A 25,525-nucleotide genomic window follows, 5' to 3' on the forward strand; every position below is an offset into this window, starting at 1 on the left:
CCGCGGCCAGCAGCCGTACCCCTGCTGCGACGAGTGCCTCCGGCTCCCGCGCCGGGAGGCCTCCGGCCCCCACCACGCGGAAGCCCTCGCATGCGGCTCACCTCGGGGACAATGTCCCTATGCGCTTTCTGGACGGCTCACGCCCCGCCCACGACCTGACCTACGCCGACGTCTTCATGGTCCCGGCGCGTTCCTCCGTCGGGTCCCGGCTCGAGGTGGACCTGACCACGCCGGACCGGGTGGGGACGACGATCCCGGTCGTCGTCGCCAACATGACCGCCATCTCCGGACGGCGGATGGCCGAGACGGTCGCCCGCCGCGGAGGGCTCGCCGTCCTGCCGCAGGACATCCCGGTCGACGTCGTCAGCGAGGTCGTCTCCTGGATCAAGTCGCGGCACCCGGTCTACGACACCCCCATCACGCTCGCTCCCTCCTCCACCGTCGCGGAGGCGCTGTCGCTGCTGACCAAGCGCGCGCACGGGATCGTGGTCGTGGTCGAGGACGGCTCCCCGATCGGCGTCGTCACCGACGGCCAGTGCCAGGGCGTGGACCGGTTCACCCAGTTGTCGGAGGTCATGACCCGGGACCCGCTGACCATCCCGGCCGGCACCGACCTGCCGAAGATCTTCGACGTCCTCTCCGATGAGCGGGTGAGCGCGGCTCCGGTCGTCGAGGGTGACCGGCTGGTCGGCGTGATCACCCGCAAGGGCGCACTGCGATCAGCGCTGTACACCCCCGCCGTGAACGAGGACGGCGTCCTGCTCACCTCCGCGGCGGTCGGGATCAACGGGGACGTCGCGGGCAAGGCCGGCGCCCTGCTGGCCGCAGGTGTGGACGTGCTCGTCGTGGACACCGCGCACGGCCACCAGGAGAAGGCGATCGAGGCGCTGCGCGCGGTGCGCGCGGTGGCGGGGTCGACGCCGGTCGTCGCCGGCAACGTGGTGACGGCGGACGGCACCCGCGACCTCATCGAGGCCGGCGCCGACGTCGTGAAGGTCGGCGTCGGACCGGGCGCCATGTGCACCACCCGGATGATGACCGGCGTCGGGCGCCCGCAGTTCTCCGCGGTCGAGGAGTGCGCGGAGGCGGCGCGCGAGCTGGGCAAGCACGTCTGGGCCGACGGCGGGGTCCGGCATCCCCGCGACATCGCGCTCGCGCTCGCCGCCGGTGCCGCGAACGTGATGGTCGGTTCCTGGTTCGCCGGCACCTACGAGAGCGCCGGGGACATCCACGACGACGGCTCGGGCCGGCTCTACAAGGAGAGCTTCGGCATGGCGTCGGCGCGTGCGGTGAAGGCCCGCACGTCGTCGCAGTCGGGCTTCGAGCGGGCACGCGCCGGGCTGTTCGAGGAGGGCATCTCGTCGTCCCGGATGTACCTGGATCCGGCCCGTCCCGGCGTCGAGGACCTGATCGACCAGATCGTCGCCGGCGTCCGCTCGTCGTGCACCTACGCCGGCGCCCGGACCATCGACCAGCTGCACGAACGCGCGGTGCTGGGGGTGCAGAGCGCGGCCGGCTACGAGGAGGGCCGGCCGTTGCCGACGTCCTGGTGAAGCCCCTTCCGCAGGAGGTCTTCGAGGAGCTGGTCGCCGACGCCCTCGACGAGGTGCCGGCGGAGCTGATGAAGCTGCTGGACAACGTCGTCGTCCTCGTGGAGGACCGGAACCCCGACGAGCCGGACCTGCTCGGGCTCTACGAGGGATTCGCCCTCACCGAGCGGGGCTGGCACTACGGCGGCGAGCTGCCGGACCGGATCATGATCTACCGCGAGGCGATCTGCGACATCTGCGAGACCGAGGACGACGTCGTCGACGAGGTCACGATCACCGTCGTCCACGAGATCGCGCACCACTTCGGCATCGAGGAGGAGCGCCTCCACGAGCTCGGCTGGGGCTGAGGCCTCCTCCAGGGCACCGCCTCGAGCTTGCGAGGGGGGAGGAGGAGGTCCTTCGAGTAGCGTGGGACGACGTGCCCGAGAACATCGCCTCCGTCGGCAAGCTGCCGATCAAGATGCTGCACGACCGCATCCTGGTGGCGCTGCGCAAGGAGGACGGCGACCGTCGCTCCAGCGGCGGCATCCTGATCCCCGCGACCGCCCAGGTGGCCAAGCGGCTCGTCTGGGGCGAGGCCCGCGGCGTGGGCGCGTCGGTGCGGCAGGTGAAGGTCGGCGACCAGGTGCTCTTCTCCCCCGAGGACCAGCACGAGGTCGAGGTGCACGGCGAGGACCTGGTCATCCTGCGCGAGCGCGACGTGCACGCCGTCGCCGCCGAGCGCATCGAGGAATCGACCGGCCTCTACCTCTGACGAAGGACCCCCTCGCCCCCCACTCTTCGCACGCTCAGGGCGGGCCCCTGCGAGGGGGCCGCACGGTCACGGGGCGCCGCGGGAGTGGCGCATGATCACCCCGGTCATGTCCTCGAGCCACCGCCGGACGAGGGCCAGCTCCTCCTCCGTGTAGTCCTCCATCGCGGCCGAGAGGTCCCGCGCCAGACCGCCGAAGTGCTCGGCGCCGGCCGCCATCGCCGAATCGGACAGCTCCAGGCCGACGCGGCGCCGGTCCTCGGGGTCGCGCACCCGCCGCACGTGGCCGACCTTCTCCAGCCGGTCGACCAGTGCGGTGACCGAGGCCGAGCGCAGGTCGACGGCCTCCCCCAGCCGGCCGGCCGTGAGCGCCTCCCCGCGGCGAGCGGCGTCCATGATCGCCACGAGCGCCCGCACGTCGGTGCGGTTGAGGCCGTGCAGTTCGGCGAATCGCTGGCCGACTGCATCCAGTTCGACGTTGAGCCGGCGAAGGAGGAGTGCGATCTCCTGACGCGCGGCGGCGGCATCCCGATCCAACCCGCACCTCCGTCCCTCGCGCCGGGCCCGGCCACCCGTTAATATCTCGACGATCGAGATTATCGACCATCAAGGGACAGCATGCCTCGCCGTCGCTCCCTCCGCTGGCTCCTCCCTCTCGTCGTCCTCCTGGTGTGGCTGGTCGGCGCGGGACCACTCACCGTCCTCGGCGCCAAGCTGACCGGTCTGCAGGAAAACGACGTCGCGGCGTTCCTCCCGGACAGCGCGGAGTCCACCCGCGTGCAGCAACTCCAGGGCAGCTTCCGACCCGAGGAGTCGATCCCGGCGGTGCTCCTGTGGGAGAACACGGACGGCGTGGACGAGGCCACCCTCGCCGAGATCGGCGACCGCGTCGCCGCGGCCGAGCGGGTCGCCGAGGAGGCGGACGCCCTCGTGGGCCGGGCGTCCCCACCCATCCCCTCCGACGACGGGCAGGCCGTCCAGGCGCTCCTCCCGCTGAGCCCGGACCTGGGCGACGAGATCGTCACCGTGGTGGAGGACCTCCGGGCGGCGATCGAGGTCGAGGGCACGGACGCCTTCGTCACCGGCCCCGCGGGCATCTTCGCCGACTTCGCCAACGGATTCTCCGGGATCGATGGGCTCCTGCTGCTCGCCGCCTTCGGCGTCGTGCTGCTCATCCTGCTGATCGTCTACCGCAGCCCGATCCTGCCCCTGCTGGTCATCGGGACGGCGGGGCTGGCGCTCACCGCGGCCAACGCGGTCGCCTATCTGCTCGCCGACGCCGGCGCCATCACCGTCAACGGCCAGAGCCAGGGCATCGCGGCCATCCTCGTCGTGGGCGCGGCCACCGACTACGGCCTGCTCCTCGTGGCCCGGTTCCGCGAGGAGCTGCGCCGCGAGGCGTCGAAGTACACCGCCATGCGGATCGCGCTCCGCCAGTCGTGGGAGCCGATCGTCGCCTCGGGCGCCACCGTCGTGCTCGGCGTCCTCTGCCTGCTGTTGTCCGACCTGGGCTCCAACCGCGGCCTGGGCCCGATCTCCGCGGTCAGCGTCACCCTCGCCGTCGTCGCCGCGCTCACGTTCCTGCCGGCGGCGCTGACCCTGCTCGGCCGCGCCGCCTTCTGGCCCTTCCGCCCGAAGTACGGCGTCGAGCCGGCGGAGGGACGCGGCTGGCAGCGGGTTGCCCGCCTGGTCGGCCGCCGGCCCCGCCGCGTGCTCGCGATCAGCGTCCTCGCCTTGATCGCCGCCGCCGTCTTCGCCCCCACCTACGACGCCGACGGCATCGCGTTCTCCGAGGCGATCCAGGGCGAGTCCGACGGCGTCGCGGGACAGGCGGCCCTGGGCCGCCACTTCGAGGCCGGCGTCGCCAGCCCGGCGGTCATCGTGACGCCGGAGGCGACCTGGCCGGCCGTCGCAGAGGCGGCGGAGGCGACCGACGGCGTCGCGTCGGTGACCCCGTTCACCGGCGAGGGCCCGCCGGTGCCGGGTGCCGGCCCGGTCGTCGTGGACGGACAGGTCCGCCTGGACGCCACCCTCGACGTCGCACCGGACAGCGTCGCGGCCATCGAGACGGTGAAGACCCTCCGGACGACGCTCGACCGGGCGGACCCGTCGGCGCTGGTCGGCGGCGAGACGGCGAACAACCTCGACGCCCGCGAGAGCGCGGCGCGCGACCTGCGGGTCATCGTCCCGGCGGTGCTCCTGGTGATCACGATCGTGCTCGCCGTCCTGCTGCGGTCCCTGGTCGCTCCGCTGCTGCTGGTCGCCACGGTCGTGCTCAGCGTCGGCGCCACGGTGGGGGTGGCCGCCCTGCTGTTCGACGGGGTCTTCGACTTCCCGGGCAGCGACCCCGGCATCCTGCTGATCGGGTTCGTGTTCCTCGTCGCCCTCGGGATCGACTACAACATCTTCCTGATGACGCGGGCCCGCGAGGAGTCCCAGCAGCACGGCGCGAAGGCCGGCGTCCTCCGCGCGCTCGCCGTGACCGGCGGGGTGATCACGTCGGCGGGGATGGTGCTGGCCGCCACCTTCGGCGCCCTGTCCGTCCTGCCGCTGCTGTTCCTGGTCCAGCTGTCGTTCCTGGTGGGCTTCGGCGTCCTGCTCGACACCTTCGTCGTCCGGTCGTTGGTCGTGCCGGCCGCCGTCGCGATCATCGGCGACCGGGTCTGGTGGCCCAGCAGGATGGCCCGCCGCCCAGCGCCCGAGCCGGAGCCCACCCTCGAGCGCCAGGCGGCACGGGCCTGACCTGAAGCTCGCGCCACCGCCGCTGTTGTCGAAGACCGACAACAACGACGCCACGGACGATGCGGCGCAGCCAATGACCGCTTCCGTGATGACTGCCACAGTCCTGCCATGCATCCGACAGGGACACGGGGCAGCCAGTGACCGGTGCGCTGATCGACGTACACAGCCATGTGTATCCGCCCTCGCTCGTCGACTACTTGCGAGGACGCGCCGAAGCACCCTTCATCCGAGATCTGGAGGGCGGGCCCCGGTTCTGCCTGTTCCCCGGTGACCGCGGCGTTCCGGTCACCGCTGAATTCACTCACCTCGACGCGAAGCTCGCGTTCATGTCCGACGCCGGTATCACGCACTCGGTCGTCTCACCGGGGAACCCCTGGCTCGACCTACTCCCCGGCGCCGAGAGCATCTCGCTAGCCGGCGCCGTCAATGCCGAACTCGCCGAGATGGCGGATCAGGCGCCCGACCGGATCTGGGCGATGGGCCTGCTGCCCAACGACACGGTGAGCAGCGCGATCGAGACGCTGGAGGAGCTCGCGGAGCAACCGTCGATGGTCGGCGTGATGGTGGGCACCCGAGTCTGCCGGTCACCGCTCGACGCCCCCGAACTGGAGGGCCTGTGGGCGGCCGCCGCATCGGCAGGCCTGCCGATCTTCGTGCATCCGGCAGCTGGCCTGGCGCCGGAAGCGACCCGTGGGTTCGGGCAGGCGCTGACCCTGGCACTGGCCTTCCCGTTCGAGACCACGGTGGCTGTCGCCCGATTGGTTCTGGCGGGCACCTTCGAGCGCCATCCCGACCTGCGGGTCGTCGCCGCCCACGGCGGGGGGGTGCTGCCGGCCCTGGCCGGTCGGCTGAAGCGAGCCCTCGAGGTGGAGCCATCCGCCGATCAGGCATCGGTGCGGAGCATGCCCGAGCGCGCACCCGGCTTGTACGTCGACTCCATCTTGTTCTCACCTTCGGCGCTGCGGTTGTGCGCCGACGTCCTCGGGACCGATCGGGTCCTCTTCGGCACCGACCACCCCTTCCCGATCGCGGACGCCCGTGGTGCCGCCATCGACCTCGCCGACGCCGTACAGGGCGAGGACTACGAGCGGATCGCCTGCCGCAACGCCATCGAGCTGTTCGGGTTGCCACTCGAACAGCCGACGGATCTGGAACGCACCTCCGCAGTCGCCATCACCAGAGGAGACCGGGCATGAGCAGGAAGCAGGGGCGAGACAAGACGCCGCCGAAGCGGCCGGTGGCGGCCGCGGCGAGCGCCGGGTCTACCGGCAACGGCCACGGGCCGACACCGAACACCGGCGACGAGAACGTCGCCATCCTGTACGACCTCGACGACCGGCCCTCCCCGCCGAAGATGATCCTGTTCGGCTTCCAGCACGTGATCGTGGCGTTCGCCGCGATGATCGGTGTCCCGCTCACATTCGCGGCGGCCGTGGGGCTGGAGCCCGGCGAGGAGCGCGTCCTCGTATCCGGCGTGCTCATCGCCGCGGGCATCGCGACCATCGTGCAATCGCTGGGCATCGGGCCGCTCGGCGCGCGGCTGCCGATCGTCAACGCCGCCACTTTCAAATTCATCGGCCCAATGCTGGTCGCCTACAAGGCCGGCGGGTTCCCCGCGCTGTACGGCGCGGCCCTCATCAGCGGCCTCATCACCTCGATCCTCGGATTCTTCGCCGGTGCACTCCGGCGGCTGTTCACCCCCTTCCTGATCGGCTGCTTCCTCGTCGTCATCGGGATCAGCCTGATGCCGATCGGACTCCGGAACTTCCTGTCCGTCGGCAAGCCGTACGAGGGTTCCGGCACGGCACTGCTGGTCGGCGTGGTCACCCTGGTGGTGATCGCCGTGCTCGGCTGCCTGGCCTCCAAGCTGTTTAGACCGGTGTCGGTCCTGCTCGGCTTCGCCGTCGGGTACGTGCTCGCGGCGATCGTCGGGCTGATCAACTTCGACGGCGTCCGGGACGCTCCCTGGTTCGGCTTCGTCACGCCCTTCGAGCTGGGCACCCCGTCGTGGCCCGGTGTGGCCGTGGTGGTCGCGATGACCGTCGTCTACCTCGCCACCTTCATCGAGACCCTGGGCGACTCAACCGCTGTAGCCACGATCCTCAACCGGCGCCCCACGTCCCGGCAGCTGCGCGGCGCCCTCATCGTCGACGGGCTGGGCGGTCCGCTCGCCGGTGTCACCAGCGGCCTGCCGATGACGACCTACGGCCAGAACGTGGGCCTGATCCGGCTCACCGGCATCGGCAGCCGATACGCCGTCGCGACCGGCGGGGCCGTCATGGTCCTCTTCGGCCTCGTCCCGAAGTTCGCTGCGCTGGTCGCCGCGATGCCGGCGCCAGTGCTGGGCGCCGGGCTGATCATGACATTCGGGATGATCGCCAGCGAGGGCGTCCGGCGGCTGGCCGGCAGCATGGCCACCCCCCGCAACGCCGCCGTCCTCACCCTCGGTCTCGCCCCCGCAGTGGGCCTGCACGCGATCGCGCCGGAGCTGCTGCAGCAGCTCCCCGAGGTCATCCGGCCGCTGCTGTCGGACCCGATGGTGGCCGGCTTGCTGATGGTCCTCGTCTCGCAGTTCGTCCTGCCGGGCCGCCAGCGCGAGCCAGGGGACGTGGAGCCGCAGCCGACGGCGCCGTCGCCAGCCGCCGACGTACCTGACACGGCCGCCGACCGATCCCACCCGGCCACCGACGGGCCGGACACGGGCGGCGGCGGGTCCCGCGCGGGGGCTGGGGAGGCGGCCGCTGGCGAGCAGAGGTGATCGCGGTGCTGGGTTCCGCAGTCACCCGCGTCGAGGACCGGCGCCTGGTCACGGGGCAGGGCCGGTTCCTCGACGACCTGGGCGCCGACGCACTGGCCGCCGCCTTCGTGCGGAGCCCGCACGCACATGCCCTGGTCCTCGACGTCGACGCCTCCGACTCCGTCGACGTCGAGGGCCTGGTCGCCGTCTACACGTGGGAGGACCTCCCGGGGCGGGCCGCTCAGCCGATCCCGGTGAGCCTGCCTCATCCCGGACTGATCGCTCCCCGAACCGGCTACGCGCTGGCGAACGGCGAGGTGAACCACCTGGGCGAGCCGGTCGTCATGGTGGTGGCCCGCGACCGGTACATCGCCGAGGACGCCGCCGAGCGGATCCGCGTGACCTACGAGCCGCTGGCCCCGGTGGTGGGGATCGAAGCGGCCCGGCACGCGGAGACGCGGGTGCACGACGACGTCCCCGACAACGTCGCGGGCGTGATCCGCCAGGAGTGCGGGGACGTCGACGCGGCGCTCGCCGCGGCCCCCCACGTCCTGGACCTCAACCTGGACATCGAGCGGAGCATGGCAGCGCCGCTGGAGGGACGGGGGGTCCTCGCCCGGGTCGGTGAGGACGGCCGGCTGGTCATCCACACATCGACCCAGGTGCCGCACGCCGTCCGCGCCGTGGTGGCGCACCTACTGGGCCTGGCCGACGCCGACGTCGACGTCGTCACCCCCGACATCGGCGGCGCCTTCGGGCTCAAGGGCGTACGGCCGTGGCCGGAGGAGATTCTCGTCCCGCTGGCCGCGCGCCTGCTGCGGCAGCCGGTCAAGTGGGTGGAGGACCGCCGCGAGAACTTCATCGCCAGCGCGCAGGAACGCGCGCAGCGGCAGCACGTGCGCGTCGGTTTCGACGACACCGGGCGGGTGCTCGGCTATGACATCGACATCTGCCACGACATCGGCGCGTACTCCCAGTACGGGCTCGTCGTCTCGCAGAACACCTCCTCGCACCTGCTGGGGCCCTACGCCGTGCCCGCCAAGCGGGCCACCGTCACCGCGCTCTACACCAACCTCGTCATGGTGGCGCCCTACCGGGGAGCCGGACGGCCCGAGGCAGTCTTCGCGGTGGAGCGGATGATGGACCGGGTCGCCGACCACCTGGGCATGGACCGGGCCGCAGTGCGCGAGGTCAATCTCATCCCCACCGACCAGCTGCCCTACGGCCACGGGTTCCGCGGCCAGGACGGCCGCGAGGTCGTCTACGACTCCGGTGACTACGCCGGGGCGCTGAAGGCACTCAAGGATCTGGTCGACTGGGATGACTTCGAGGGCCTTCGCGCCGCGGCCCGCCGCGAGGGGCGCACCGTCGGCATCGGCCTGGCCGCGTACGTGGAGAACACAGGGCTGGGGCCGTACGAGGGGGCGCGGGTGCACCTCGCCCCCAACGGTCGCGTCTCGGTGGCTACCGGCATCACCAGCCAGGGCCAGGGGCACGAGACCGTGCTGGCCCAGGTGGTGGCGTCCGAGCTCGGCGTAGCCCTGGGGGACGTCGATGTCACCACCGGGGACACCCGGGGCATTCGGTACGGCGTCGGCACCTACGCCTCGCGGGGCGCGGTGGTGGCGGGGAGCGCGGTCGCCCGGGCGGCCCGGAAGATCAAGGAACGAGCACTCCAGCTCGCCGCCGATGCCCTGGAGGCCGACCCGGACGACCTCGAGCTCGTCGACGGCGTGGTCCGGGTGAAGGGCACCCCCTCTGTGGCGCTGCCGCTCCGGACGGTCGCCGCGCTGTCTAATCCCCTGCGGTACTCCTTCGACGAGGAGGCCCGGAACGCGTCCCGGTTCGCGCGAGCTCTCGCCGAGGACCAGCCACCGCTGGCCGACGAGGCCGCGCCGGGCCTGGAGAGCCTCGCCTTCCACTCGCCGGTCCGCTCGACCTTCGCCAACGGAATCCACGCCGTGGTGGTGGAGACCGATCCGCGGACGGCGGAGATCCGGATCCTCCGGTACTGCGTGGTCCACGACTGCGGTCGAGTCATCAACCCGCTCATCGTCGAGGGACAGATCCACGGAGGCGTCGCGCAGGGCGTGGGCGGCTCCCTCTACGAGCGCATGGCCTACGACCAGGACGGGCAGCTGCTCAACGCCTCGTTCATGGACTTCCTCATGCCCTACGCGACCGAGGTGCCGCCGCACATCGAGATCGACCACCTGGAGAGCCCCTCGCCGCTCAACCCGCTCGGCGTCAAGGGCGCCGGTGAGGCCGGCGTGATCCCGGCGGCGGCCGCTATCGCCAGCGCGATAGAGGACGCCGAGGGCTTCCGCATCGAGGCGATGCCGTTGAGTCCGGACGGGCTGTTCCGCCTGCGTCAGCTATTCGCAGCGGGCGAGATCGAGCCCCTGCGCCGGGAGCGGCGGTAACGCGGGGAAGATGACCGCCGAGCGGCGCGGTCACGGGCGGGAGACTCGATGAGCAACGAGGTGCAGGTAGGCGACCTGCTCGATCTCCCGACGCTGGCCGGCACCACGGTCGTCGCGGGCAGTTCCGGTCTGGAGCGGCGCGTCTACAACGTCAGCGTCGTCGCGGGCACCGAGATAACTCAGTGGGTGAAGCCCGGGGCCGCCCTGCTCTCCACCGGGCATCCTCTGCGTGACAGTGCAGACTCGATGTGCGATGTGATCCGGGAGCTGGATGCGCGCTCCGTGGCGTGCCTGGCGATCCGCCTGGGAAGCTACCTCGACGACTTCCCACCGGGGCTGCTGGAGACCGCGGAGGAGGTGGGCCTGCCCGTCATCCGGCTGACCGACTCCTTCGCCTTCGACGACATCATCATCGACGTCCTCCGCCGCATCAACTCCGCCCTGCTCGCCGACCTGGACCTGGCCGAACGCGTACACGCGGCGCTGTCCGACATCGTGATGAGTGGAGGGACCGCCGGCCGGGTGGCCAGCGAGGCGGCACGACTGCTCGGCGCGGAGGTGAATCTCCTCGATCCGATCGGCGGGGCGATCCCGCCGTCAGAGGCTCAGGGCACGCCGTCCACGGGCGACTGGCGGGCCCTGGAGTCCTCGGCCCGCGACCCCCGCACGGGCACCGAGCCGTTCGAATACGTCGTGCTGCGCCTCGGGGGTCCCGCCAATCTGCTCGGCTACCTCACCGCCCGGCGAACCGACCGTCCGTTCAGCGCGGTGGAGGTCCGGGCATTGGAACGTTCGGCCGCAGTGGCCGCCCTCGCCCTGTCCCAGCAGGCTGCTGTGCGGGACGTCGAGGCGCAGTTCCAGAGCGAGATACTCACTCGTTTGCTGCGGGGGGAGTTCGACGAGGTCGACGCCGCCGCGAGCCGCCTCCACGAGCTCGGCTGGCGGCTGAGCTGTCCGCTGGTTGTCGCGGCGATCGGCGTCTGGCCCCTCGACGGCCGCCGGCTGCGTGACCCCCGAGCGGTGCTGTGGTTGCGCTCCACTGGTCTGGCCCTGCTCCGCCAGGCCCTACAAAGCCCGTCCGGCACCGGAGCCAGCGGCATGGTCGGCCACCATCTCACCGCAGTCCTCCCGGCGCCCGACCGCCCCCGGCTGGAGGACGCGCTCCAGTCGGTGATCGACAAGTTTCACCGCCGGACGGCAGAAGAGCTCAGCCACGGCATCAGCGCCGGCCTGAGCGCCGACTGCTCGGAGCTGCAGGACGCTCCGCGGGCCCTCCGCCAGGCGCTGGTCGCGGTGCGGGCGGGCGGACGGCGATCCCGGCCGTCCCGGCCGTGCTCGTTCACGGAGCTCGGCGCCCTCGGCCTCGTGCTGGCCGCGGCCGGAGACGACGACACCGCGGATCTCGTCGCCCAGGTGCTCGCGCCTCTGGACCGGCTGCCCGCCCGGGAAGCGGACGGGTTGCTCGCCACCTTGCGCGCGCTCGTGGCCGAGAACATGAACTTCGTCGACGCGGCACGTGCGCTGCACTGCCACTACAACACCGTTCGGCACCGCGTGCACCGGCTGGAGGAGCTGCTCGGACCGTTCTCGACGGATGCCGACCTGTGGGTGAACATCTCGCTGGCGCTGCGGCTGCGTGAGTTCGCGGCGGAGAGCGGCTAGAGCCGAGCCGCGACGCGCGGTGTCGGTTCTCGACATCCGGCCGGCCCGCGCCGGTGAGTCCTCGACGTTCCGCTACCCGAGCCGCACTTCTAGCGTCATCGGCGTCCCGCGCTCGACCGCGGGACGCCGCCGACCGCGAGGAGACCGGGATGACCACCCCGCCGCCCGCCGCTCCGGGAGTGCTCGAGTGCGAGGGCTTCGAGCTCGTCGGCTACTGCGACCTGGACGGCCGGCCCGGGTTCAAGCTCGCGCTGCACGAGCGGGACGGCCGATGGCTGCTCTACACCGGTCACCTCTGGGAGAGCGGCTGGTCGGTGGTCGACGTGACGGACCCTGCGAACCCCACAGTGGTGCATCGGATGAGCGGACCCGACACCACGTGGACCATCCAGGTCCAGGCGGCCGATGACCTGCTCGTCACGGCCCTGGAGCGGCCGGTGCCGGGCTGGGGGGTCCCTGAGGGGGCACCGTTCGAGGAAGGCGTCGTGCTCTGGGACCTGTCCGATGACCCGGCGAAGCCGCGCCCGGTCGGCCGGTGGCGCACCGGCTCGTACGGGACGCACCGCAATTTCTACGCCGGTGGCCGGTACGCCTACCTAACGGCGGCGGGCCCGGATCAGGTCGGCCAGTGCCTGGTAATCCTCGACGTCTCCGATCCTGCCGAGCCTCGGGAGGTCTCGCGCTGGGCCTGGCCAAACCAGATTGGCCCCGATCAGCCCGCGCTCGCCTACCTGCACGGCCCCGCCTACGTCGACGGTGACCTCGCCTACCTGCCCTACGGGCGCGTAGGTCTGGTCGTCCTCGACGTCTCCGAGGCGACCGACCCCCGCCTTGTGGGGCTCCTCCGGTTCGGCGACCTCGGCAGCTTCCTCGGGTTGCATTCGGCCGTCCCCGTCCCGACCGCCGCGTGCTGGTTGCCAACAGCGAGGCCATCGAGGAGGGCGGCCGCGAGCCGCTCAACTACGTGTTCGTCGTCGACGTCGCCGATCCCGCGGCACCCCGCGTCCTCAGCTCGTTCCCGGTCCCACAGCCCCAGCTCGGCCTGCCCTACGCCAGTTACTACGACAAGGGCGGCCGCTTCGGCCCGCGCAACCAGCACCATCACCAGGGCAATCCCGCACACTTCCAGCTGCGTGACCACGTGCTCCTGACGTACTTCAACGCGGGTCTGCGGCTGTTCGACATCAGCGACCCGCGGGAGCCAGTCGAGGCCGGCTGGTTCGTCCCGGAAGACCCCGCGGAGCGCCGCGGCGTGCCGCCCACGGAGCTCGTCACGCAGTTCGAGGACGTGATCGTCGACGCCCGCGGCTCCATCTACTGCACCGACAAGAACCACGGCGTCTTCGTCCTGCGCTACGGCCCGGGATTGCGCTGACCCACCAACCAGCACCCTCGACCATCGGAGGAAATCGGTGCCCGACGCGAAGCTGATGCAGGTTCTCCGCATCCACGCCGGCCGGCTGGTCGGCGACGGGCTGCCATTGCCCGACGTGCAGGCCGCGGAGAGCCGGCTGCAGTCTTGGGAGGAGTGGTTCGACTTCTGGGCCGCACGGGGAGCGGCGTACGAGGCGCTCGGCGACGATGCCCTGGCGGCGGGGCACAGGCTGACCGCCGGCCGGCTGTTCTGGTTCGGCTCGATGGCCTACCACTACGCGCAGTTCCTGTGGTGGCAGGACCCGGAACGGAAGACGTCGGGCCAGCGGGAGAAGGTCCACCTCTACGACCGGGCTGCCCCACTGCTGCGTCCGCCCGCGCGGCGGTTCGCGGTCCCCGTCAACGGCATGGAGGTGCCGGGGTTCCTCCGTCTCCCCGAGGGCCCGGGCCCGCACCCCTGCGTGATCCTTCTCGGGGGACTGGAGAGCACCAAGGAGGAGAGCCTGCTGTTCGAGGAACTGTGCCTCGAGCGCGGCCTGGCCACCTGTGCCTTCGACGGCCCCGGGCAGGGCGAGTTCATGGTGCAGAGCCCGCTCCGGCCGGACTTCGAGCGGTTCACCTCCGCGGTCGTCGACTTCCTCCTGGACGAGCCCGCCATCGCCGGGGACCGGATCGGCGTGCTGGGCCGGAGCCTCGGCGGCTACTACGCGGCCCGCTCCGCCGCCTCCGACGAGCGGCTGCGCGCGTGCGGGGTGTGGGGCGCGTTCTTCGACCTGTCGTTCTTCGACGACCTGTCGCCCAGCGCGGCAGCCGGCTTCGCCTACGTCGCGGGCTACCCCGACCCCGCCGCCGCGCGGGACTTCCTCCAGCGCTCGATCGACCTGTCCGACGTGGCGGCGCAGCTCCGGTGCCCGACCTACGTCCTCCACGGCGGTGCCGACGACCTCATTCCGGTGGCGCAGGTTGACCGCCTCCGGGACGCCCTGCCGTCGGATGCGGACGTCGTCTGGGACATCCCGCCGGAGGGCAATCACTGCTGCCACAACTTGCACCACCTCGTGCGCCCCCGGATGGCCGACTGGCTCGTCGATCGGCTGACGTCCTGACCGGCTAGCAGGCTCTCCCAGTGCCGCGACGTGGCGGCCGACGGAGAGCCCGGGCTCAGCCGGTCTGACGGTTGCCGGGCCCGCTGGTCACCGGCAAGGTGGACGGATGGGAGCGCTGCGCGTGGCCGTCCTCGGACCCGGCGGCGTCGGCGGCCTGGTCGGGACCCTCCTCGCCCGGCAGGGGCACGCCGTCACCTGCCTCGCCGGCCCCGGCACCGCGGCGCACATCGAGCGCCACGGGGGCTGCGGCTGGTCAGCGACCGGTACGGGGAGGTGACCGCACCGGCCTCCGGCGCCGAGCTGCTGACCGAGCCGGTCGACGTGTGCCTGGTGACGCCGAAGGCGACCCGGCTGGAGGAGGCGCTCGACCGGGTCCCGGCCCCGGCGGTCCGCGACGCCGTCCTGGTGCCGCTGCTCAACGGCCTCGAGCACATGGCGCTGCTCCGCCAGCCGCTGCTCCGCCAGCGCTACCCGGATGCCCGCGTCGTCGCGGGCGCCATCCGCCTGGTGGCCAGCCGGACCGGACCGGGAGCGGTGCGGCACGAAGGGAGCCTGGCCGCCGTCCAGCTGGCCCCGGGCGCGGAAGCCCTCGCCGCCGCGCTGGCCGACGCCGGGCTCGACGTCGCCGTCCGCCCCGACGAGACCGGGCTGCTCTGGGACAAGCTGGCCTTCCTGGCCCCGGTCGCGCTGCTCACCACGACGCTCGACGCGCCGCTGGGCGCCGTCCGCAAGCAACTCGGGGACGACCTGCGCGCGCTCGTGGAGGAGGTGGCGGCGGTCGCCCGGGCCGAGGGGGCGGACGCCGACGCCGCCGCGACCCTCGCGTTCATGGCGACCGTGCCCGCCGTGATGACCTCCTCGCTCCAGCGCGACACCGCCGCCGGCCACGAGACCGAGCTGGAGGCGATCGGCGGCGCGGTGCTGCGCGCCGCCGATCGGCACGGCGTCGACGTCCCGGTCACCACCCGCGTGGTCGAGCACCTGCGCGCCCGCCTGGCGTGAGGCGGGGTCAGGCCCGGGCGCGGATCGCGGCGAGCCAGGCGTCGGCCTCGGCGAAGGCGGGGTCGTCCGCCATCGCTGGCACCGGCCGGTTCTGGCGGCCGTCCGCCCGCGGGTAGGAGCCGAGGAAGCGGACGTCCTCGCACACGCGGTGCAGCGCGGCGAGTGCCTCGCCCACCCGGCGGTCGGCCACGTGCCCCTCGCAGTCGAGGGAGAACGAGTACACCCACTTCCGCTCCCGGGTGGGCCGGGACTCGATCCGGGTCAGTGAGATGTCACGGACGGAGAACTCGCGGAGCACGTCGAGCAGCGCGCCGGTCCGGTCCTCGACGACGACGACGAGCGAGGTCTTGTCGTTGCCTGTGGGAGCCGGCAGGACTCCGGCCGGCTCGACGAGGACGAACCGGGTCGCCGCCCCGGGGTGGTCGGCCAGATCCTCCACCACGGGGACCAGGCCGTAGCGCTCGGCGGCGATCGGGGCGCAGACGGCGGCGTCGTACTCCCCCGCCGCCACGGCCTCGGCGGCGGCGGCGGTGGACGACGTCGGCAGCGGGACGACGTCCGGGAGCAGCTCGGCCAGCCGGCCGGCGGTCTGGGCGAGCGCATGCGGATGGCTGGCCACCGAACGCACGGCGGAGAGCTCGGTCCCCGGGCGGGCGGCCAGGACGAAGACGACGTCGAGGAAGACCTCGCGGGTGATCACCAGCGGCTCGCCGTCGGCCAGCCCGTCCATGGTGGCCGGCACCGAACCCTCGACGGAGTTCTCCAGCGGGACCAGCGCCGCGTCGGTGTCCCCCGAACGGACGGCGGCCAGCGCGGCCGGGACACTCGGCTGGGGGTACCTGGCTCCCTCCGAGGAGGCAACGGCGATGCTGAGCGCTGCTTCGGCGAAGGTACCCTCGGGCCCGAGATAGGCGAACCGCGTCGGCGGCGTACTGGGTGACATCCCGGGCATCCGACGAGGGTAGTGCGGGCGGGTGGGGCAGGTTCCCCACCCGGGGGAACTGCCTCGTCACCGGCAGACCCGGCCGTCCGGCGGCTGGCCGACCCGTCAGTGGAGGATGTGTGGTCCCCAGCCCGGCCCGTGTCGCTTCCGGCGACCTGACGGCCGCGCTGTGGCGCCTGCTGGACGCGAGCTCGCGCGAGGACTCCACCACCTTCCTCGCCCTCCTCGACGAGACCGAGACGACCCTCGGGGGGACCACCGAGCCGCGGTGGACGGCGTGGCGCCACGCGCTCGCCGCGCGGCGGGGACTGCTCGAGAGCGACCCGGAGGCCGCGGCCGAGGCGGTCTCGGCCGCCCGCGACGCCCTCGACACGTGCCCGCCGTCGGCGGAGACCGCCCTGACCCTGGCCTACCTGGCCCACGTCGAGGTCACCGCCGACCACTTCGACGCCGCGATGCTGCTGGCCGTCGACGCCAGCCTCCTGACCGAGGGCCCCACGGCCGGTGAGCCTTCCCGCGCCCTCCACCAGGCCCACCGGTGGCTGTCGCTGGCCCTGTCGGGGCTGGATCTCGAGGAGCTGGCCGTCTCCCACGCCGGCCGGGGCCACCGGATCGCCGCCGTGCTGCCCGATCTCGCCGACCAGTGGCAGCTGCTGCAGCTGGCGGCCCAGCAGCACGCCGAGCTGGCCCAGACCCTCCGCCGACGCGGCGACTCCGAGCGGGCCCGCGCGCTGGCCGCCGTCGCCATCGCCCAGGCGACCGAGGCGCGCGAGATGGCCTGGGAGCCCGACCCGGCGGACGCCGACCTGCTCGACGTCGTCCAGGCGTGGGCCATGACGTGCACCGACGAACTCGACCGGGCCCTGGGCCCCCTGCGCCGGGTGCGCCGCCGGGTCCAGCAGCACGGCGGGATGTGGCTGCGCGGGTACACTGACCTGGCCCTCGCCCGCCTGCTGGTGCGGATCGCCCGCCGCGACAACGACGACGAGTACGGCGAGGAGGCGGTCGGCCTCCTGGTGGACGCGGCCGGCGGCTTCGTCGCGTCGGGCGACCGCCGCCGCTACCGGCAGTGCCTGCTGGAGCTCGGCCAGAACTCCGCCGACCTGGGCCGGCCCGCCGAGGCCCTGCACTGGCTGGAGGCATACCGGGCCGACACCGGCCGGGCACATTCCCGCGGCCGCGAGATGTGGGCGGAGATGTTCGTCCGCCGGAGCCGGCTCCGGGAGGCCGAACGCCAGGCGGCGCTGCTCCGCCGGCACGCCCTCGAGGACCCGCTCACCGGCCTCGGCAACCGGCGCAGCGCCGAACGCCGGCTGGGCGCCATGCGGCTGGGCGAGGAACCGCTGTCGCTGGCCGTCGTGGACGTGGACCGGTTCAAGGAGGTCAACGACGACACCTCGCACACCCACGGGGACGCCGTCCTGCGCCGGGTGGCCGACCTGCTGCGGGAGCACAGCCGGACCGGTGACGAGGTGTACCGGTGGGCGGGGGACGAGTTCCTCGTCGTCCTGCCGACGGCGACCGAGGCACAGGCCGTCGTCGTGATGGAGCGGCTGCGGTCGGCCGTCGCGGCCGCCGACTGGTCGGACCTGATCCCGGGCCCGGTGACGGTGAGCATCGGGGTGGCGACGGCGCCGGCGGTCGACGAGGGGCAGCCGGCGACGGTCGTGGGCTGGAGGGCACTGTTCGACACCGCCGACCTCAACCTGTTCTCCGCCAAGCGCAGCGGCCGCAACCGCGTGCGGGCCCCGGGCGGCGCGCCGGGCGAGGACGAGTCCGACGACCCCGCGCGGGACCCCGCGTGACCCTCTCCGCCTGGGACGCGTGGGACGCATCGGACGGGGGACGGCGCGTTTCCGAACATGTGCTCGACACCGGCACCTGCTCCGTGCACAGTGCGCTCGTGCCGCCCGGAGCTCTGCATCATCGGGTGACCGCCGCCCTGGCGAACTGGCAGCTCGACGACGCCGAGGAGATGCTCTCCGGGGTCGAGCGGGAACCATCGCCCTACGTCGTCGCCGATCCGGCCGACGACGCGTCAGGGGACGCCCCCGGTTCGCTGGGCAAGGCCTGGGCCGACACCCTCCGGGCCGAGCTGCTGGTGCGCCGGCTGCGCGTCGCCGGTTTCACCCTCGTCGGCGATCCGGTGACCGCCGAGTCCTCCGCCGACGAGGCCCTGGACCTGCATGCCGGGGTGGCCGACCTCATCGAGGGCACCGGCGAGGAGGGCGACCCCCGGTCGGAGTCCGCCACCCGGGCCGCGCTCGCGATCGCGCTCGTCCGGTCGGCGAAGGCAGCGTTCGACGCCTCCGACGACCACCTGCAGCGCGCCGCCGGCCTGGCCCGGCACGCGCGGATCGAGCTGCTCTCCCGGCGCATCGACGCCGCCATGGACGAGGCCGTGGAGGCCGCGAGCCTGCTCGACCCGATCCTGCCGCCCAGCGCGCTCCTGGTGGAGACGCTCGGCACCCTCGCCGGGGTGCTCGCCGACCTCGAGCTGATGCCCCTGGCGCTGGACTACCAGCGGCGCGCGCACGAGGCCGCCATCACCGCCGCCACCGACCCGGACGCGCTGGGGTGGGCGGAGGACGGGGGTCCTGCCGAGGACCCCGACGTGCTGGTCGCCACCACGGCGACGTGCCTGGGCGAGCTGTGCGCGGAGCTGGGCGAGGGGCTGCTCGACGACGGCATGCCCGAGTCCGCCGGGGCGCACTTCGCCGAGGCCCGCGCGCTGGCCGAGAAGGCCCTCGAGTTCCTCCCCCCGGACAGCGCCGGGATCGTTCCCGCGCAGGTCGTGCACGGCTGGGCGCTGGTCGGGCTCGGCGAGCACGCCGCCGCGGTGGGCCCGCTGCGCGCCGCCGTCCGCACGACGTCGGCCACCGCGGACCGCGCACAGCTGGCCTCGGCGCAGCTGGCGCTGGGCCGGGCCCTGCGCCGGGAGGGCGACGTCGGCGAGGCCGACGAGCACCTGGTCTCGACGTTGAACCTGGCCACCGAGCACGGCCTCCCCCGGCTTCGTCGCGCCGCCCTGCGCGAGCTGTGCACGCTGCACGCCGAGCTGGACGACGCCGGCCGGGCCCTGCCCTACCTGCAGGCCTACCTCGCCGACGAGCTGGACCGGGTCGACGAGCGGCGCACCCGCTGGGTCGAGCTGTTCGGCCGGCGCAAGAGCCTGCTGGAGACCGAGCGCGCCGCAGGTCAGCTCCGCCGTCAGGCCTACGAGGACCCGCTCACCCACCTGCCCAACCGGCGCTACGCCGAGGCCCGGCTGGACGGGCTGCTCTCCAGCGGGGCGGCGCCCGCGCTGGCCGTCGTCGACGTGGACCGGTTCAAGTCCATCAACGACGCCATCGGCCACCCCGGCGGCGACTCGGTGCTGCGCACGGTCGCCGAGCTGCTCATCGAGGGCGTCCGCGACACCGACGAGGTGTGCCGCTGGGCCGGCGACGAGTACGTGGTCCTGCTGCCGGACACGACCGCCGAGCAGGCCGAGCGGGCCCTGGAGCGCACCCGCCGCAAGGTCGCCGCCTACGACTGGGCGCAGTTCGGCCTCGACGTCCCGGTGACCATCAGCGTCGGGATCGCGTCGGCGGCCCGCGGCGACGACCGGCGGACCCTCTTCGCCGCCGCCGACGGCGTCCTCTACGACGCCAAGCGCAGCGGGCGCGACCGCGTCGTCCGCCTGTCGGGGGTGACCCAGACCCGGGCCCCCGCGGCCAGCCCGCTCGACGCGCTGTTCGGGCCGCCGCCGGTCGCCGCCGACACGGCGGTGGACGCCGACACGACCGTCGGCGGTACCGCGGAGGACGACGCAGCGGCCGTTACTGTCGCCGCCGTGCAGCCGTCCCCGCTCCAGCCCGGCCCCGCCCCCGACGAGGCCGCCGGCTTCGCTCCGCTCCTGGTCGAGGCGCGCCCGGTCGACCCGCCGCTGGGCACCGGCAGCGCGACCGAGCCACTGCTCGGGCCCGTCCCCACCGCCGGGCCGGTTCCCGTGACGCCGATAGTCGAGCCGGCGGCGGCCCCGCGCCCCCTGGCATCGGCCGAGCCCGAGGTCATCTGGGCCACCGGCCGCAGCACCGAACAGGTCCTGGTGCTGGTCCGCGAGGCCCGCCGCGAGCACCCCGACCGCCCGGCGCTGGTGCTGCGCGCCGCAGCCGAGACCCTGGTGGCGCTGGCCGGCGAGCACCACGCGTACACGACGATGGACGCCGCTGCGATGGCCGCTGCGGTCGGCCCCGTGCCCGAGCCGGTGGGCCGCGTGCACGTGCTGTGCGCCGGTGGCGCCGACACCCCCGTGGCCGCCGAGGCCGCCTTCGTCGCCCGGGTCACCGGCACCGAGGTTCTCCGGATGGACGACGTCGCCGGTAGTCGCATCCGCGGTGTGCTGGCCGACGGCTCGCTGTTCGGCGACGCGGACTGCCTGGTCGTCGTCGCCGGTATGGACGCCGCGCTCGCCGCGATGGTCGGCGCCATGGCCGACGTCCCCGTCGTGGCGGTGCCGACGTCGACCGGCGCCCCGAACGCCTTCGCCGGGCTCGGCGCGCTCATGACGATGCTGAACTCGGCCGCGCCGGGCGTCGCCATCAGCAACATCGACAACGGCTACTCCGCGGGCGTGTTCGCCGCGAGAGTGGCTCGCCGAGCCCGCTGAGGGGTGTGGACCCGGCGCGGGGGCCGGAGGCTCCCCGGCGGGGACACGGGCCGCGGTTCAGGTCGACCGGGGTACGGCACCTGGCAGTGTGATCCGGAGGATCACGATGTCATCGCCTTGAAGCGCAGTGTCTGCCCGGGTCGCAACTGCCCGCACCGGTCGACGTCACTGCGGATCGGCTCGTCGGCCACGTAGCCGATCACCGGATAGCCGCCGGTCACGGGGTGGTCGGCCAGGAACAGCACGGGCAGGCCGGACGGCGGCACCTGCAGCGCACCGCGGACCATTCCCTCGCTGGGCAGCTCACCACCGCGCAACCGTTCCAGGGGCGTGCCGTCCAGCCGCAGACCGACCCGGTTGCTCTCGTCGGTCACCGTCCAGACCTGCCCGGTCAGCGCCGTCCAGCCCGCGTCGCCGAACCAGTCGGCGCGTGGCCCGGGCAGCACCGCCACGGTGACCTCGCCGCCAGGGATGTCGGGGACCGGCGCCACGTCGACCCCGGGCACCGGCTCGATGGGGGCGCCGATCGGCAGCACGTCGCCGTCGGCCACCGCCGCCGGTCCCAGCCCGGACAGCACGTCGGTGGCGCGCGACCCGAGCACCGGGGGGACGTCGATACCCCCGCGGACGGCGAGGTAGGTGCGCAGCCCGGTCTCGGGGGGCCCCAGCCGCAGCTCGGTGCCGCGCCGGAGCGGGGTGGGCGCGGCATGCGGGAACGGTCCCGCGCAGCGCGCGCCGGTCGTGACCACCATCAGGTCGGCCTCCGCCCGCACCGCCAGCCCGCCGTAGGTCGCCTCCAGGACCGCGAAGTCCTCCGGGTTGCCGACGAGCCGGTTGGCCTGCCGGTACACCGACCGGTCACAGGCACCTGAGCGCACGATGCCGAGCGCGGCCTGCCCGGGCCGGCCGGCGTCCTGCACCGTGGTGAAGGGACCCGCTCTCAGCACGGTGAGGGCGCGCGTCATCGTGAGCCCGCGTCGACGAAGCGCACCCCGACCCCGGGGCGCAGCAGTGCCGGGGGATCGCGGTCCAGGTCGAAGACGGCGACATCGGTCCGCCCGATGAGCTGCCAGCCACCCGGGGACTCGCGCGGGTAGACGCCGCTGAACTCACCGGCGAGCGCGACCGACCCCGGTGGCACCTTGGTGCGCGGCGTCGACCGGCGCGGCACGTCCCACTGACCGCCGGGCTGGGTGAGGTAGCCGAAGCCGGGGGCGAAGCCGCCGAAGGCGACGATCCACTCCTTGCCCGTGTGCCGGTGCACCAGCTCCTCCGGGCTCAGGTCCAGCAGCCCCGCGAGGTCCTCGAGGTCCTCCCCGTCGTAGTGCACCGGCAGCTCGACGACCTCCCCGCCGGCCCGGGCATCGGGCCGCGGCGTCGCGGCCCGGACGGCGTCGGCCACCGCGGACAGCGAGGTCCGGCCCGGACCGGTCACCAGCAGCACGGTGCGGGCGGCGGGGACGATGTCGACCACGCCGTCCGGCGGCTGCTCGGCGAGCGCGGCGTAGAGCGCGAGGACGGCGTCCAGATCGTCCAGCTCCACCAGCAGCGCCGTGCTGCCGCTCGGGAGGACCCGCATCACGGTGCGAACGGGGTCAGGGCCGCGCCGGCCGCCGTCAGCGCCTGCCGCACCTGGCGGGCGATCTCGACCGCACCGGAGGTGTCGCCGTGCACACAGATCGAGTCCGGTCGCAGGGTCAGCGAACCGCCGTCGACGTCCTGGATCGGCTCTCCGGCGGCCATCGCGACACAGCGCCGGGCGATCTCGTCCGGGTCGTGCAGCACCGCACCGGGCAGCCGCCGGGACACCAACGTGCCTTCCGGCGTGTAGGCACGGTCGGCGAAGGCTTCGTGCACCACGGTCAGCCCGGCGTCGGCCGCCTGCCGCAACCACGCCGAGCCGGGCAGGCCCAGCACCGGCAGCGTGCGGTCGTAGGCGAGGACGGCGCGGACGACGGCGGCCGCCTGCTCCTCGTGGTGGACGATCGCGTTGTAGAGCGCACCGTGCGGCTTGACGTAGCACACCCGCGAGCCTGCGACGCGGGCGAAGGCCTCGAGCGCACCGATCTGGTAGATCACGTCCGCGGTCAGCGCGTCGGGCTCCATGTCGATGAAGCGGCGGCCGAACCCGGCCAGGTCCCGGTAGCCGACCTGGGCGCCGATCGCGACACCGGAGTCGACGGCCCGCGCGCACACCCGGCTCATGATCGAGGGGTCGCTGGCGTGGAATCCGCAGGCGACGTTGGCGCTGGTGACGATGTCGAGCAGGGCGTCGTCGTCACCGAGCGTCCACTGCCCGAACCCCTCGCCGAGGTCGGAGTTCAAGTCCACGCTGGGCATCTTCCACTCACGAGAACAGGTCGATGACGGGGCGGATCGAATTGACCGCCAGGTAGATGGTCAGCAGCCAGGCGGCCCAGCCGATGACCAGCAGCCACCGCGGGTACCGGTAGCCGTTCAGCAGGTCGGCCCGGCGGGTCGCCACCCACAGCAGCACGGCGATGCCGATCGGCAGCAGGAGCCCGTTGAAGGCGCCGGCGAACACCAGCAGGGTGGTGGGGGCCGCGCCGGCCAGCACGAACGCCAGCGTCGTGACGGCGATGAACGCGCAGACCAGGATCGTGCGGGTGCGGTCGCTGGTGTGCGTGCGGGAGGTCACGAACGACACCGAGGTGTACGAGGCGCCGATCACGCTGGTGATCGAGGCGGCCCACAGGACGATGCCGAAGACGCGCAGGCCGACCTCGCCCGCCGCCTGCTGGAACGCGTTGGCCGCCTGGTTCTCCACCCCGAGGTCGGCGCCACCGGTGACCACGCCCAGGATCGCCAGGAAGAGGACGACGCGCATGATCCCGGTGATGATGATGCCGGTGATCGAGCCGCGGGTGATGTCCCGGACGTGCGCCGGCCCGGTGACGCCGGAGTCGAGCAGCCGGTGGGCGCCCGCGTAGACGATGTAGCCACCGATGGTGCCGCCGACCAGCGTCGTGATCGCCAGGAAGGAGACCTCCTCGGGAAGGACCACGTTCTTCAGCGCCTGGCCCACGGGCGGGCCGGAGGTGATCGCGATGTAGGCGGTCAGCACGATCATCAGCAGGCCGAGGACGACCACGATCCGGTCGACGGCCACCCCGGCACGCTTGCTGAGGAAGATGCCGATCGCGATGAGGGCCGACAGCGCCCCGCCGATCCTCGGGTCCAGCCCGAACATCGCGTCGGTGCCCAGCCCCGCGCCGCTGACGTTCCCGACGTTGAACACCAGGCCGCCGATCAGCAGGAACCCGGCCATCACCCAGCCAAGACCTGGGAGGACGAGGTTGCCCAACTCCTGGGCGCGGCGGCCGGAGACGCCGATGACCCGCCACGCGTTCATCTGCAGGGCGATGTCGATGACGATCGAGACGGCGATCGCGAAGGCGAACGCGACCCCGAGTTGGACGGTGAACGCCGTCGTCTGGGTGATGAAGCCCGGTCCGATGGCCGAGGTGGCCATCAGGAACATCGCGCCCAGCAGGGTGGACCGGGTGCTCGAGGCGAGCCTCCCCGACGGCGCAGTGGCGGTGGGCTGGTCCGATGAGTGCGACATGGGCGCTCCTGGAGCCTGTGGTCGGCTCGGCCGGTGGACCGGACGTCACGCGGATCGATCCCGACGGCGGGACGGCTGTGCGCTTTCGCCTGGTGGTCGCCGACCGTAGGTTCGAGTCGCCCACCCGGCAATTCGAGCCGTCCGGAGGAGCCTCCCGTGACCGCCACCGCCGCTACCACCGCCGCAGCCACCCCCGCCACCCCCGCCACGCTCGCCGGCCGAACACCGGCCGATGCCCGGGCCCGTTACCGCGCGGGCCTGGCGGTGCCGAGCTCCGGAGAGGCACCCGGCTTCACCCAGGCCAACCTCGTGGTGGTGCCCCAGGACTGGGCCTTCGACATGCTGCTGTTCGGGCAGCGCAATCCGCAGCCGGTGCCGATGCTGGACGTGACCGACCCGGGCTCGTTCCGCACCGTGCTCGCTCCCGATGCCGATCTCCGGTCCGACCTGCCCCGGTACCGCGTCTGGCGCGACGGTGAACTCACCGACGAGCCGACCGACGTCACCGACCTGTGGAGCGACGACCTGGTCGCCTTCCTGATCGGCTGCAGCTTCAGCTTCGAGACCGCCCTGCTGGACGCCGGCGTACCGGTCCGCAACATCGAGCAGGGCCGCAACGTGTCGATGTACCGCACCAACCGCGCGTGTCGACCGGCCGGTCGGCTCTCCGGACCACTGGTCGTGTCGATGCGCCCGGTGCCGGGGGAACACGTCGTCACCGCGGTGCAGGTGACCGGGCGGATGCCGCAGGTGCACGGGGCACCGGTGCACGTGGGCGCCCCCTCGTCGTTGGGCATCGCCGACCTGGGGCAGCCGGACTTCGGGGACCCGGTCGACTTCGCCGACGGGGACGTCCCGGTGTTCTGGGCCTGCGGCGTCACCCCGCAGGCGGCGCTGATGGCCTCCCGCCCACCGTTCGCGATCACGCACGCACCGGGGCACATGTTCGTCACCGACGTCCCGGATGCGGCCTACCGGCAATGACTCCGTGATCCTCC

The 25,525-nt window shown here is 73.1% G+C and carries 19 protein-coding genes and 1 pseudogene; 14 read left to right on the forward strand and 6 right to left on the reverse strand.

The features are described 5' to 3' along the window. Window positions 1–119 precede the first annotated feature (119 nt). The 3 genes from CHB94_RS09110 to CHB94_RS09120 all read left to right on the forward strand — a co-directional run bounded on the left by CHB94_RS09110 (window position 120) and on the right by CHB94_RS09120 (window position 2,304). A complete protein-coding gene (locus CHB94_RS09110) occupies window positions 120–1,553 on the forward strand; it encodes a GuaB1 family IMP dehydrogenase-related protein (protein ID WP_089336260.1) in 1,434 nt (477 codons plus the stop codon). Beyond that, the gene (locus CHB94_RS09115; RefSeq protein ID WP_089336261.1) at window positions 1,550–1,897 is read left to right on the forward strand and encodes a metallopeptidase family protein; all 348 of its coding nucleotides are present in this window, start codon (window positions 1,550–1,552) and stop codon (window positions 1,895–1,897) included. Before CHB94_RS09110 ends, CHB94_RS09115 begins: the two co-directional genes overlap by 4 nt. Window positions 1,898–1,968: 71 nt before the next feature. Then, window positions 1,969–2,304, forward strand: a complete 336-nt coding sequence (locus CHB94_RS09120; protein ID WP_254920518.1) for a GroES family chaperonin — start codon at window positions 1,969–1,971, stop codon at window positions 2,302–2,304. Window positions 2,305–2,370: 66 nt separating this feature from the next. Here the strand turns inward: CHB94_RS09120 and CHB94_RS09125 are convergent, their stop codons facing one another. After that, the gene (locus CHB94_RS09125; protein WP_089336262.1) at window positions 2,371–2,838 is read right to left on the reverse strand and encodes a MarR family winged helix-turn-helix transcriptional regulator; all 468 of its coding nucleotides are present in this window, start codon (window positions 2,836–2,838) and stop codon (window positions 2,371–2,373) included. 81 nt (window positions 2,839–2,919) lie between these two features. On the opposite strand from CHB94_RS09125, the gene CHB94_RS09130 reads away from it, so the two are divergent. The 8 genes and pseudogenes from CHB94_RS09130 to CHB94_RS09165 all read left to right on the forward strand — a co-directional run bounded on the left by CHB94_RS09130 (window position 2,920) and on the right by CHB94_RS09165 (window position 15,347). Next, window positions 2,920–5,043, forward strand: a complete 2,124-nt coding sequence (locus CHB94_RS09130; RefSeq protein ID WP_089336263.1) for an MMPL family transporter — start codon at window positions 2,920–2,922, stop codon at window positions 5,041–5,043. Between the two features lie 137 nt (window positions 5,044–5,180). Then, window positions 5,181–6,239: an amidohydrolase family protein gene (locus CHB94_RS09135; protein WP_176445477.1), complete on the forward strand. Its 1,059-nt coding sequence runs from the start codon at window positions 5,181–5,183 to the stop codon at window positions 6,237–6,239. Further along, the gene (locus CHB94_RS09140; RefSeq protein ID WP_089336265.1) at window positions 6,236–7,801 is read left to right on the forward strand and encodes a uracil-xanthine permease family protein; all 1,566 of its coding nucleotides are present in this window, start codon (window positions 6,236–6,238) and stop codon (window positions 7,799–7,801) included. Before CHB94_RS09135 ends, CHB94_RS09140 begins: the two co-directional genes overlap by 4 nt. 5 nt (window positions 7,802–7,806) lie before the next feature. Beyond that, window positions 7,807–10,203: an aerobic carbon-monoxide dehydrogenase large subunit gene (cutA, locus tag CHB94_RS09145; RefSeq protein WP_254920519.1), complete on the forward strand. Its 2,397-nt coding sequence runs from the start codon at window positions 7,807–7,809 to the stop codon at window positions 10,201–10,203. Window positions 10,204–10,251: 48 nt separating this feature from the next. Beyond that, window positions 10,252–11,865, forward strand: a complete 1,614-nt coding sequence (locus CHB94_RS09150; protein ID WP_089336267.1) for a PucR family transcriptional regulator — start codon at window positions 10,252–10,254, stop codon at window positions 11,863–11,865. Between the two features lie 907 nt (window positions 11,866–12,772). Then, window positions 12,773–13,240, forward strand: a complete 468-nt coding sequence (locus CHB94_RS25660; RefSeq protein ID WP_217899233.1) for an LVIVD repeat-containing protein — start codon at window positions 12,773–12,775, stop codon at window positions 13,238–13,240. Between the two features lie 37 nt (window positions 13,241–13,277). Further along, the gene (locus tag CHB94_RS09160; RefSeq protein WP_089336268.1) at window positions 13,278–14,345 is read left to right on the forward strand and encodes an alpha/beta hydrolase family protein; all 1,068 of its coding nucleotides are present in this window, start codon (window positions 13,278–13,280) and stop codon (window positions 14,343–14,345) included. A gap of 106 nt (window positions 14,346–14,451) precedes the next feature. Then, window positions 14,452–15,347, forward strand: a pseudogene (locus CHB94_RS09165) (ketopantoate reductase family protein). 7 nt (window positions 15,348–15,354) lie between these two features. On the opposite strand, the gene pheA reads toward CHB94_RS09165, so the two are convergent. Next, window positions 15,355–16,299 (reverse strand): prephenate dehydratase, encoded by a 945-nt coding sequence (gene pheA, locus CHB94_RS09170; protein WP_254920520.1) that lies wholly within the window; start codon window positions 16,297–16,299, stop codon window positions 15,355–15,357. 110 nt (window positions 16,300–16,409) lie between these two features. Here pheA and CHB94_RS09175 point away from each other — a divergent pair, with 110 nt between their 5' ends. Together CHB94_RS09175 and CHB94_RS09180 are read left to right on the forward strand one after the other, a co-directional pair. Beyond that, window positions 16,410–18,095 (forward strand): GGDEF domain-containing protein, encoded by a 1,686-nt coding sequence (locus CHB94_RS09175; RefSeq protein ID WP_089336270.1) that lies wholly within the window; start codon window positions 16,410–16,412, stop codon window positions 18,093–18,095. A gap of 125 nt (window positions 18,096–18,220) precedes the next feature. After that, the gene (locus tag CHB94_RS09180) at window positions 18,221–20,941 is read left to right on the forward strand and encodes a diguanylate cyclase domain-containing protein (RefSeq protein WP_254920521.1); all 2,721 of its coding nucleotides are present in this window, start codon (window positions 18,221–18,223) and stop codon (window positions 20,939–20,941) included. 101 nt (window positions 20,942–21,042) lie between these two features. Here CHB94_RS09180 and CHB94_RS09185 read toward each other — a convergent pair whose 3' ends face one another. From CHB94_RS09185 to CHB94_RS09200, 4 genes are read right to left on the reverse strand one after another with little or no spacing between them, the layout of a single operon-like run. Further along, a complete protein-coding gene (locus CHB94_RS09185; RefSeq protein ID WP_089336272.1) occupies window positions 21,043–21,906 on the reverse strand; it encodes a 5-oxoprolinase subunit C family protein in 864 nt (287 codons plus the stop codon). Further along, window positions 21,903–22,520 carry a 5-oxoprolinase subunit B family protein gene (locus tag CHB94_RS09190; protein WP_089336337.1) on the reverse strand — a complete coding sequence of 206 codons (618 nt, stop codon included), beginning with the start codon at window positions 22,518–22,520 and terminating at the stop codon, window positions 21,903–21,905. Before CHB94_RS09190 ends, CHB94_RS09185 begins: the two co-directional genes overlap by 4 nt. Beyond that, window positions 22,520–23,281 carry a LamB/YcsF family protein gene (locus CHB94_RS09195; RefSeq protein ID WP_089336273.1) on the reverse strand — a complete coding sequence of 254 codons (762 nt, stop codon included), beginning with the start codon at window positions 23,279–23,281 and terminating at the stop codon, window positions 22,520–22,522. The genes CHB94_RS09190 and CHB94_RS09195 overlap by 1 nt, the downstream gene beginning before the upstream one ends. A 7-nt stretch (window positions 23,282–23,288) precedes the next feature. Then, window positions 23,289–24,527 (reverse strand): NRAMP family divalent metal transporter, encoded by a 1,239-nt coding sequence (locus tag CHB94_RS09200; protein ID WP_089336274.1) that lies wholly within the window; start codon window positions 24,525–24,527, stop codon window positions 23,289–23,291. A 156-nt stretch (window positions 24,528–24,683) separates the two neighbouring features. Here CHB94_RS09200 and CHB94_RS09205 point away from each other — a divergent pair, with 156 nt between their 5' ends. Then, window positions 24,684–25,511 (forward strand): putative hydro-lyase, encoded by an 828-nt coding sequence (locus CHB94_RS09205; protein WP_089336275.1) that lies wholly within the window; start codon window positions 24,684–24,686, stop codon window positions 25,509–25,511. Window positions 25,512–25,525: the final 14 nt, after the last annotated feature.

This window comes from Blastococcus mobilis (assembly GCF_900188025.1).
GTDB lineage: Bacteria > Actinomycetota > Actinomycetes > Mycobacteriales > Geodermatophilaceae > Blastococcus_B > Blastococcus_B mobilis.

What these genes read in the sequence shown, in the direction of transcription:
- CHB94_RS09110 (WP_089336260.1), top strand. Translation starts at nt 120, where the DNA reads ATGCGCTTTCTGGACGGCTCACGCCCCGCCCACGACCTGACCTACGCC.
- CHB94_RS09130 (WP_089336263.1), top strand. Translation starts at nt 2,920, where the DNA reads ATGCCTCGCCGTCGCTCCCTCCGCTGGCTCCTCCCTCTCGTCGTCCTC.
- CHB94_RS09140 (WP_089336265.1), top strand. Translation starts at nt 6,236, where the DNA reads ATGAGCAGGAAGCAGGGGCGAGACAAGACGCCGCCGAAGCGGCCGGTG.
- CHB94_RS09150 (WP_089336267.1), top strand. Translation starts at nt 10,252, where the DNA reads ATGAGCAACGAGGTGCAGGTAGGCGACCTGCTCGATCTCCCGACGCTG.
- pheA (WP_254920520.1), bottom strand. Translation starts at nt 16,299, where the DNA reads ATGCCCGGGATGTCACCCAGTACGCCGCCGACGCGGTTCGCCTATCTC.
- CHB94_RS09185 (WP_089336272.1), bottom strand. Translation starts at nt 21,906, where the DNA reads ATGACGCGCGCCCTCACCGTGCTGAGAGCGGGTCCCTTCACCACGGTG.
- CHB94_RS09190 (WP_089336337.1), bottom strand. Translation starts at nt 22,520, where the DNA reads ATGCGGGTCCTCCCGAGCGGCAGCACGGCGCTGCTGGTGGAGCTGGAC.
- CHB94_RS09195 (WP_089336273.1), bottom strand. Translation starts at nt 23,281, where the DNA reads ATGCCCAGCGTGGACTTGAACTCCGACCTCGGCGAGGGGTTCGGGCAG.
- CHB94_RS09200 (WP_089336274.1), bottom strand. Translation starts at nt 24,527, where the DNA reads ATGTCGCACTCATCGGACCAGCCCACCGCCACTGCGCCGTCGGGGAGG.